This window comes from Desulfococcus sp., from assembly GCF_041737845.1.
In the GTDB taxonomy this organism is placed as follows: domain Bacteria; phylum Desulfobacterota; class Desulfobacteria; order Desulfobacterales; family Desulfococcaceae; genus Desulfococcus.
Genome location: NZ_JBGSQX010000075.1, coordinates 1 through 8,898 on the forward strand (window position 1 = coordinate 1; position 8,898 = coordinate 8,898).

Below are 8,898 nucleotides of genomic sequence, written 5' to 3' on the forward strand. Positions count from 1 at the left end.
GGGTCGGGCTGCGGCCAGAGTATATGAACCGCTACCCGAACGCCTTCAGCGGGGGGCAGCGCCAGCGGGTCGGCATCGCCCGTGCACTGGCCCTGAACCCGGAGTTCATCGTGGCCGACGAGCCCGTATCCGCCCTGGACGTCTCCATTCGGGCCCAGATCGTCAACCTCATGCACGACCTCCAGCGGCGGCTGGGGCTCACCTATCTCTTCATCGCCCACGACCTGGCGGTGGTCCGGCATATCTCCCGCCGCATCGCCATCATGTACGCCGGGCGCATCCTGGAGATCGCCGACCGCAGGCCCATCTACGAGAGCCCCGTCCACCCCTACACCGAGTCGCTGCTGTCGGCCGTGCCTGTTCCCGACCCCCGGGTGCAGCGGGCCAGGCGCCGGATCGTCTATGACGGCGAGCCGCCCAACCCCCTGGAGCCCCCGATCGGATGCGGGTTCCGGTCCCGGTGCCCGTTCCGGACGGACCGGTGCGATGTGGCGGACCCGCCCCTCACCGAACGGCGGCCGAACCACTGGGCGGCCTGCTGGAACCGGTAGGCATGACGGCCGCGTGCCGGTCTTTGCCGTCCCCGTTGACAGGATGGGCCGGCGATCGTTATTTTCTGACAAGAATTCTGGCATCTTCTTTCCATGTGAGGGCTGGATGCGAACCGAATGGAGGTATGGCCGCATGATCCTGTGTACAGCCGTGGTCGGGGCGGGTCGGATGGGTTCCGTGATCGCCGCCCAGCTTCCCCGGAAAACCCGGAAAATCATCATCGATATCGATCTGCAGCAGGCGGCCAGGGTCGCCCGAATGACCGGCGGCGAGGCTTTCGATGCGCTCGACGCCGCCGCTGCGGCCGATCTGGTCGCGGTGGTGCTTCCGGCGCCCATGGTGGGGGGCATCGTCGAACAGCTCATCGACCTGGCCAAACCCGGGGCCGTTATCCTCAATATGGCCACCACCGCCCGCATCGACCCGGCCGTCTCCGGAAAACGATCCGATGTTTCCGTGGTCGACGCCAAGATTGTCGGCCATGCAAGGTCCATGTCCGAGGGGGAGGCCGCGATGATCGTGGTGGGGTCCGAGGATCCGGGCATCCTGGCCCGCATCCGGAGCCAGCTTCCGGGGTTCCGCCAGGTGGCGGCGGGGGATCCCGACCTGGTGGCGGAGATCAACCGGATCGGTTCGGCCGAGGCCATCCGGGCGGCGGTGCGGATACGCCGGGAACTCTCCCGGCGGGGCATCCCCGAAGACTGGATCGACCTGGCCATCCGGACGGTCTGCGCGGGCACGATGAAAGCCTTTGTGGAGGGTGATCTCGGGGACTTCGCCCGCGTGCTGGTGCGGGAGGTCGAGCGGGAGCTCGATGGCCCGCCCCCCGGTACCAACTTTCCAATCTAGGCGCCGCGGGCGGCGGGGCGGCGGTCGGAGACGGTCCGGCGCAGCGACAGGCGGCGTGGACTCTCCGGGAGAGGAATCATCTATGAACGGATGGAGCAACACCGTGCTGCGGGTGGATCTGACCCGCGGCGCCATCGACAAGGTTTCCCTGGATCCCGACACGGCCCGCAGGTTCCTGGGCGGGCGCGGGTTCAATTCCAAAACGCTCTTTGATGAAATCCCCCCGGGCATCGACCCGCTCTCGCCCGAGAATGTCGTCTGCTTCGGCGCGGGGCCCCTCTCCGGCACCGGCGTGCCCCTGTCGAGCCGGATCGAGGTGAGCACGCTCTCGCCCTATTCCGGCATTCTGGGCGACGGAAACGCCGGCGGCGCCTTCGCCCACCGCCTGAAACGGGCGGGCTGCGACCAGATCGTCATCACCGGCCGGGCCGACCGGCCGAAGTACCTCTGGATCGACGACGACCGCGCCGAGCTGCGGGACGCATCGGGGCTCTGGGGCAAAACCACTTGGGACACCGTCGACGCCCTGGACGCGGTTCACGGCAGGGGCGTTTCCACGGCCTGCATCGGCCCCGCCGGCGAAAACCTGGTCCGGTTCGCCTCCACCATCGTGGACAAATACAACTCCGCGGCCCGCGGCAGCGGGGCGGTGCTGGGGTCGAAGCTTCTCAAGGCGGTGGCGGTCCGGGGGACGAAGCCCGTCCCGGCCGCGGACCCGGAGGCGTTCGGGAAGCTCGTCGACCTGGATCGCCGGTTCTTCGCCACCGACCCGGTCCAGCGGGACAAGATCGCCGTCTACGGCACCCATATCGGCATGGTGGAATGGCATCCCGGCTCCCGGTATTTCAAAAAATACCTCGAGGCCGAAGAAGTGCCGGCCGCACTTCGTCCGGAATCGTGGAAGCGCTTCGAGATCGGGCGGAAAGGCTGCCACGGCTGTCCCGTGGCCTGCAAGAACGTCTTTCGGATCCCTGATGGGCCGAGGTCCGGCGAGACCGGGGCCGCCCTGGAATTCGAGGCCATTAGCTGCATGGGGGTCAACGCCGGCATCGAGGACCCGGTGGCGATCCTGGAATACGAAAACCTGGCGGACCTCTACGGCATGGACGTAATCGGGCTGGGCAACACCGTCGCATTTGCCAAGAAACTCTTCGAACTGGGCATCCTCACGGAAAAAGAGACCGGCATCTCTCTCGCCTGGACGGATGCGTCGGCCCAGGCCGAATTGATCCACCGGACGGCCCTCCGGGAGGGCTTCGGCAGCCTCGTGGCTGAGGGCCTCCTCAACCTGGCCAGGCTTCTGGGCCCCGAGGCCATGAAGTACTGCTATCACGTCAAGGGGCTCTCCCGGGGGATCTACCCTGCGGGGCTCTTTTCCCTGGCCCATGCCACCTCGACCCGCGGGGCCGACCACCTCCGCGGTCGGAGCTGGGCCTATGGCGAGAACGACCCGGAGCTCTATCCCGAGCTGGTCCGCCGGGGGTTCCTCCCGGCGGATGCGGAAAAGGAGCCGGTCACAAGCCTCATTGTCTCGGAAAACGCCACTACCCTGGCCGACGCCCTGGGACGCTGCAAGGGTGCCGTCAACTCGTGGGGCTGCGCCGTTCCCCTCGTGGGCGTCTACCCGCTTTTCGACGGGCTGGCGCGCCTCCTGACGGCCCTGACCGGCGAGCATTTCGATGAAGCCTCCCTGGGCGGCGGGGTTGCGCCGAGAATCTGGGCGGTCGAGCGCTGCTTCAACCTCCGGCGGGGGTGCACCCGGCGGCATGACAGCCTCCCGCAGCCGCCGGAGATCGCCCAAAGTTCCGAGGGGGAGTCCCGGATGAAGGCCCACGAGGCGCTCCTGACCGGGTATTACCGGGCCAGGGGATACGATCCCGACACCGGCGTCCCGACACCGGCGCTCATGGCCCGGCTGGAAATCCCGGAGGTTTTGGACCGGACCCTGCGGGAAGGGCCTTATGTGGAATGGGAGGGACCGGCCCTCCGGCCCCTCGAGGCATATCCCCATGGCGGCACCCGGGCCTGACCGGAGCGGGATCAGGGAATAGGGGAAAGAAAAAATCCCACGAGGCTTTCCACCAGCCGGGCCATGAAATCGACATCAAGGGTCTCCATGGTATCCGAGGGAAGGTGATAGTGGGGGTTCCGGTAGAAGGCCGTGTCCGTCACCATGACCGCCGGGTATCCCTCGCGCCAGAAGGAGGCGTGGTCGCTCAGGCGGACCGTGGGCATGAGCCAGCCGTCGAAGGGGACCGTGAGGCCGATGGAAGGAAGACGCCGGTTCTTCCGGAAGCTGTCGAGAAGGCGCCCGGCAAAGGGCCTGGACCGGAAATTTCCCACGATGCCGATGAAATCGCCCGCTTCGGGATAGCCCAGGAACATCAAAGGGAAGGGATAGCCCTGGCAGCCGGGGGTGCGGCAGGTATAACCGACCATCTCGAGGCAGATCATCCCGTCGATGGGCGTGCCCGCCTTCCGTGCCCGGGAGGCGTATACGCGGCTGCCCATGTACCGGGTGCCGTAGGCCGGCGGCTCCTCGAGGGCGAAGGAGACGAAGGTCACGGCCGCGGCGAGCCGTTTCCGGTTTGACGGGGCGGCCAGCTCCCGGGCGAGTTCGAGCTGGACCGCCACGGCGCTGGCGTTGTCGTCCGCCCCCACCGTTCCCGCCACCGAGTCGTAGTGGGAGCCGACCACGTAGTGGGCGCGGGGGGGGCTGGCCGGCGCGAGGGAGGCGACGACGTTGTGGACCGTCATGCCCTGGAAATCGTAGGGCTCCCACCAGGCGTTCAGGGGGATGCCCCCGTAGGCGGACCGTAGATATTCGGCGGTTTCCCGGAGCTTTTCCGGGCGGCGAACGCTCCGCTCTCCGATGGCGAGGGTCAGGGCCGCCAAATGCCGCTGGAGCCCCGCCCGGGTTTTTCTCAGATCGATCATGGCTGTTTCCTCCCGTGACGACCCGGCAGGGGAGCCTTGCTTCAGGCGCATCCCTCCGGCCGCGTCATCCGTTTCAGCAGGTCCAGATAGATCTCCGCGGCCCGGCAGACCTCGGAAAAAGAAACCGACTCCTCCTCGGTGTGGGCCTGGGAGAGTTCCCCCGGCCCCAGGACGATGGCCTTCACCCCGGAGGCCCAGAGCTGGTTGGCGTCGGAATGGCTCCGGAAGGCGCCCGGCGCCCAGGGGATGGACCGCGCTTCGAAGATCGATCGAAGCGCTGCCACCACCGGCCCTTTTTCCGGGATCTCGTAGCCGGCGTCGATGGTCCGGCAGGTGAATTCCGTCTGGACCGCGGGCGGGCTGTCGCTCTCCCGGTTCAGGGCGTCCTCGATCTCCGAGAGGATCCCCCCCATGGCCAGGTGGGGCGGAACGTGGACATCCAGCCAGGCCTCGCAACGCTCGGGGACGGCAAAACCGGCGCGATTGCTGAACAGGTCCCGGATGTTGTAGGCGAGGTCCGGCCGGCGGGCCTCGAAATAGCGGATCAGGCGGAGCATTTTCCTCAGCAGGGTGGCGACGGGGCTCTGCCGGGGGTCGGCCACCGAGGCGTGGATCCGCCGGCCCAGGGTGGCGACCTCGATTTCCAGGTAGCCGAAGCACCGGAGGCACGGGGTAAGGCCGGTGGGTTCGCCGATGACGGCCCACGGGAAATGAAGCTCCTTCATGAGCTGCCGGGCGCCGTCGCCGGTCTCCTCCTCCCCGACCACGAGGCAGAGGACCGCGCCGGACGGCAGCGCGCCGACGTCGTGCCATGCCGTGAAGGCCTCGATCATGGCGGCACAGCCGCCTTTCATGTCGGCGGCGCCCAGGCCCTGGATCACATCCCCCTTCTCCTCGCATGCGTAGCGGTCGAGATCGTATGCCGGCACCGTGTCCAGATGGCCGACCAGGGCCAGTCGCGGATCGGCTTCGAGGTTTCCCGCGATGAGGTTGCAGCGGCGCTCATCCACCGGCATCACCCGGACGGGAAGCCCCCTGCGCTTCAGGTATCCCTTGAGGAAATCGATGATCTCCTCCTCCTTTCCCGACGGGCTGTAGATATCGATCATCTGTTTCAGAAGCCGTTTCAGCCGCTTGTGCTGGACGGTCATGGGGCCTCCCCCTCGCCCGGGCCTTGGGGCGGCGCACCCGGCCGGCTTTCGTTTTTTCTCTCCGGCTTCGGCCCCTGGGGGTCGGTCGCGCGTCTTTTCAGACGCTGGATTTCAGACTGGAGGTTCAGGGTCAGATAGATGTGCTGCTGCGGGTGCCCGAACCCCTGCTTGCGGAAAAAGTGGAGGGCCGCCAGGTTTTCGGCGGCGGTGTCCACGATGAGCATGCGAATGCCCTGGTCGATCACGAGATCCTTGAATTTCTGGAACAGTTTTTCGGCCACGCCGTGCTGCTGAACGTCGGGGTGGACCCCCAGCCAGATCAGGTACCCGTATTTCCAGGCGGAATGGGACTTGATGATGGTCGTTCCCAGGAGGAACCCCACGAGCCGGTCTTCATGTTCCGCCACCAGGCAGAACTCGGTGTCGCTGTGAAACAGTCCCACCACCTCGTAGGCATCCCAGGTCCGGTACATGTTGGGGGCCTCGTCGGCCTTGAAGAGCATCTCCCCCAAATGAAACACCGGCGCCAGGTCGTCAATTTCCATTTCCCGTATGCGAACCGAAATCCGCTTCTCTTTTCCTTCCGAAGACCCCACAACGCCTCTCTTGCTGATGGTTCCATGGAATGTTATGGTTGCATGCCCTGTGCATGCCATACCCCAGACCATCATAATGTTGCTTCGGAACGGTAAAATCAATATCGATTTGACGCGCCGGGGGTTCGGCATCATTTTTCGGGAGGCATTGTGCCTCGGGGAGAACATCCGACCCGCCGGGGTCGTCTCTGTTTCGCATCAGTATGGGAGGGCGTTCATGACAAGACTCACGGAAGGGCTTTCGGCCGACCTGAAGGCCGATCTGGCCGCCATCCGATCGGCGGTGCGGCGTTTGCATGCCCCGCCCGTGCCGGCCAACCCGGCGGGCGGGACCGATCCCCTGGACGCGGGGGAGAGGATTCTGGCGCTCCTCGATTGCTGGCTGCTGGATGCGGAGCAGCAGCAGATGCTGCGGCAAAATCCGGGGGATATCTTCTTTCTTCAGGCCGCGGCCGCCCTCTGTCCCATCGGTGGAAACAGCCCGGGCCCCGGCAATCCGATTCTGGCACGCTGGCGGGACCTGGGGATCCGGGATGCCGCCACCGCTGAAATCATCACGGGGATCTGCTGCTCCGCCGGCGAATCGGCCATGGACAGGGAAGACGGGAGCACCGGCGACGCCCGCATTAATGCGCCCCTGGTCTCGGCGGCCATCCGTCTCGCCCGCGCCCTCGATTTTCAGGACGATGAAACCGCTCGGGAGGTCATCGGGTTCATGTCGGAAGAGATCGCCATGACGTCTGAGCGGGTCAGGGAATCCTTTACGGTTGAAGACGCCGGGCCCCACCCCTATTTCTCCGGCACCATCCGGCTCGTGATCCGCTGCCGGGCCGCCGAGGTGCACCGGGCGCTGAAGCGCCACGAGCGTTCGGTGCAGCGGAGACTCAACGACGCCAACCAGTCTGTCAGCCCCCGGTTCCTCTATTCCGATGTGCTGTATGAAATCGAGCCGGAGGGATACGACCCCGTCGACATCAGGTTCTCCGTCGATTCTTCCGCCGCCCTCCAGCTTTTTACCGGCAGGCGCCTCTACACGGACAACCGCGTCTTCCTGCGCGAGCTGGTCCAGAACGCCCTCGATGCCTGCAACCTCCGGCGGTTGATGGAATCGGACGGCTACCGGCCGGCCATCGCCATCGCCTACAACGAGGACATCAGCCGCATTACCGTGCGCGACAACGGCATCGGCATGGACCGGCAGTGGATCGAGAAGTATTTCCTGAAGATCGGCATCTCCCTCTACCAGTCGACCGAGGTCCGGGAGGGCGCCAAGCGGGCCAGGATCGACGTCGGCTTTATCAGCCAGTTCGGCATCGGCTTTCTCTCCAGCTTTCTGGCGGCGGATAAAATCGTGATCCGGACCCGGAAAGACGGGTTTCCGGGGCTATCCATCACCATCACCAGCCTGCGGGATTATTTCGACGTCCGGCCCCTGGAGGGCGATTTTCCGGTCGGCACCGAGGTGACCCTGCACCTCCGGGCATCGAAAACCAACTACTGCCGGACGCTCGAGTACACCAACTATCTCAAGACCAACCTCCGCTACCTCAAGGTGCCGGTCCTCCTCCACGACGAGCTGGGACGGACCATCGAGATCGGCAACGACAGTATCGTCTACGGCCGGCGCGCCACCGCAGAGATTGATTTCATCGCCCCCCTGGAATTCAGGGAATCCGAAGGATGGCTGCTGTTGAGGGCGTTGAAGCCCGGCGACCACATCTACGCACTGGACAGCGCCAAGGGCGGAATCTCCGTCTTTCAGGACGGGATCTTCGTGACGCAGACGGACAGCCTGCTGCCCGAAGGGGCCAGGGGCAACGTGGTCGGCAGAATCAACCTCCTGGGAGCGGAGCGCTGCGCGCTCAGCATGGACCGGAACCGCATCTTCTGGACCGATGAAGAGTTGAGGAACATCAAGAAGATCATCCGCCGCGGCCTGGTGTCCGCCGCAGGGGGTCTCATGGCGGCCGTGGCGGCCCAGGACGTGCCGGAAAACACCCGGCGCAGCATCACCCATCACCTGGCCATCTTCTTCGAATTCAACGAGGTGGACGATGAGATGCACCGCCGCCTCAACCCGTCGGTCCGGGCGGTGGTGGAGAAGCGGTTTCGGGATTTCGTCCGGATTCACTTCGCCCACACCGTCCGTGCCGGAAACCTCCGGGATACCGCCGGCTACAGCGAAGCATGGCAGCAGGAGATCCTGGCCTCTTTCGGGCGAAAAGAGCCGCGGGCGGCCGAGTGAGGGATGGCCCTTCGATGCGACCATAAGCGCGATGTCGTCGTCATCGGCGCCGGGGTGATCGGCAGCGCCGTCGCCTATTTCCTGGCCCGGAGAAAAATCCGGGTCACGGTGCTCGAGGCGGGCGGGGTCGCCGCCGGCAGCTCGGGGGCCTGCGACGGCCTGGTATTCATGCAGTCCAAGAAGCCCGGCGTGCACCTCCGGCTCGCCCTGGAGAGCCTGGCCCTCTTCGCGGAGCTTCAGGCGGCCCTGCCCGTCCCCATCGAGTTTGTCCAGCGGGGCGGAATGATCGTCATCGAAACCGGGGCCGAAATGGCGGCCATGCGCCGGTTTACGGACCGTCAGCGGGAGATCGGCCTGGACGTCTCCCTGATGGACGGCGAGCGTGCCCGCCGGATGGAGCCCGGCCTGTCGGACCATATCCTGGGGGCGACCCATTCGCCCCTGGACGGCCAGGTCAACCCGATCGCGCTGACCCGGGGGTTCGCCGAGGGCGCAAGGGCCCTGGGCGCCGAGGTCGTCACCCACGCGCCGGTCGAGGGGATGATCCTGTCGGGCGGCCGGGTGGCCG

The 8,898-nt window shown here is 66.0% G+C and carries 8 protein-coding genes; 5 read left to right on the forward strand and 3 right to left on the reverse strand.

The genetic code is table 11. The features are described from left to right. The 3 genes from ACEW8N_RS08405 to ACEW8N_RS08415 all read left to right on the forward strand — a co-directional run. Positions 1-551 (forward strand): oligopeptide/dipeptide ABC transporter ATP-binding protein (locus ACEW8N_RS08405; RefSeq protein WP_373499361.1); only part of this gene is annotated, 551 nt, incomplete at its 5' end. A gap of 133 nt (positions 552-684) precedes the next feature. After that, positions 685-1,401, forward strand: coding sequence for an NAD(P)-binding domain-containing protein (locus tag ACEW8N_RS08410; protein ID WP_373499362.1), 717 nt, complete (start codon positions 685-687; stop codon positions 1,399-1,401). Positions 1,402-1,483: 82 nt separating this feature from the next. Next, positions 1,484-3,430, forward strand: coding sequence for an aldehyde ferredoxin oxidoreductase family protein (locus ACEW8N_RS08415; RefSeq protein ID WP_373499363.1), 1,947 nt, complete (start codon positions 1,484-1,486; stop codon positions 3,428-3,430). A gap of 11 nt (positions 3,431-3,441) precedes the next feature. Here ACEW8N_RS08415 and ACEW8N_RS08420 read toward each other — a convergent pair whose 3' ends face one another. The 3 genes from ACEW8N_RS08420 to ACEW8N_RS08430 are packed head-to-tail and all read right to left on the reverse strand — an operon-like array spanning position 3,442 to position 6,034. Then, positions 3,442-4,338: a M28 family peptidase gene (locus tag ACEW8N_RS08420; RefSeq protein WP_373499364.1), complete on the reverse strand. Its 897-nt coding sequence runs from the start codon at positions 4,336-4,338 to the stop codon at positions 3,442-3,444. A gap of 41 nt (positions 4,339-4,379) precedes the next feature. Next, entirely contained in the window at positions 4,380-5,489 is a 1,110-nt protein-coding gene (locus tag ACEW8N_RS08425; RefSeq protein WP_373499365.1) for a M20 family metallopeptidase, read from the reverse strand. Further along, entirely contained in the window at positions 5,486-6,034 is a 549-nt protein-coding gene (locus ACEW8N_RS08430; protein WP_373499366.1) for a GNAT family N-acetyltransferase, read from the reverse strand. Before ACEW8N_RS08430 ends, ACEW8N_RS08425 begins: the two co-directional genes overlap by 4 nt. A 268-nt stretch (positions 6,035-6,302) precedes the next feature. Between ACEW8N_RS08430 and ACEW8N_RS08435 the strand changes: the two genes are divergently transcribed. Both ACEW8N_RS08435 and ACEW8N_RS08440 read left to right on the forward strand, forming a co-directional pair. Continuing rightward, positions 6,303-8,330 carry an ATP-binding protein gene (locus ACEW8N_RS08435; RefSeq protein WP_373499367.1) on the forward strand — a complete coding sequence of 676 codons (2,028 nt, stop codon included), beginning with the start codon at positions 6,303-6,305 and terminating at the stop codon, positions 8,328-8,330. Between the two features lie 3 nt (positions 8,331-8,333). Continuing rightward, on the forward strand, positions 8,334-8,898 hold a 565-nt coding region (locus tag ACEW8N_RS08440; RefSeq protein WP_373499368.1), incomplete at its 3' end, for an NAD(P)/FAD-dependent oxidoreductase.

Coding starts and splice junctions, on each gene's coding strand:
- ACEW8N_RS08435 (WP_373499367.1), top strand. CDS start 6,303: ATGACAAGACTCACGGAAGGGCTTTCGGCCGACCTGAAGGCCGATCTG.
- ACEW8N_RS08420 (WP_373499364.1), bottom strand. CDS start 4,338: ATGATCGATCTGAGAAAAACCCGGGCGGGGCTCCAGCGGCATTTGGCG.
- ACEW8N_RS08425 (WP_373499365.1), bottom strand. CDS start 5,489: ATGACCGTCCAGCACAAGCGGCTGAAACGGCTTCTGAAACAGATGATC.
- ACEW8N_RS08430 (WP_373499366.1), bottom strand. CDS start 6,034: ATGGAAATTGACGACCTGGCGCCGGTGTTTCATTTGGGGGAGATGCTC.
- ACEW8N_RS08410 (WP_373499362.1), top strand. CDS start 685: ATGATCCTGTGTACAGCCGTGGTCGGGGCGGGTCGGATGGGTTCCGTG.
- ACEW8N_RS08415 (WP_373499363.1), top strand. CDS start 1,484: ATGAACGGATGGAGCAACACCGTGCTGCGGGTGGATCTGACCCGCGGC.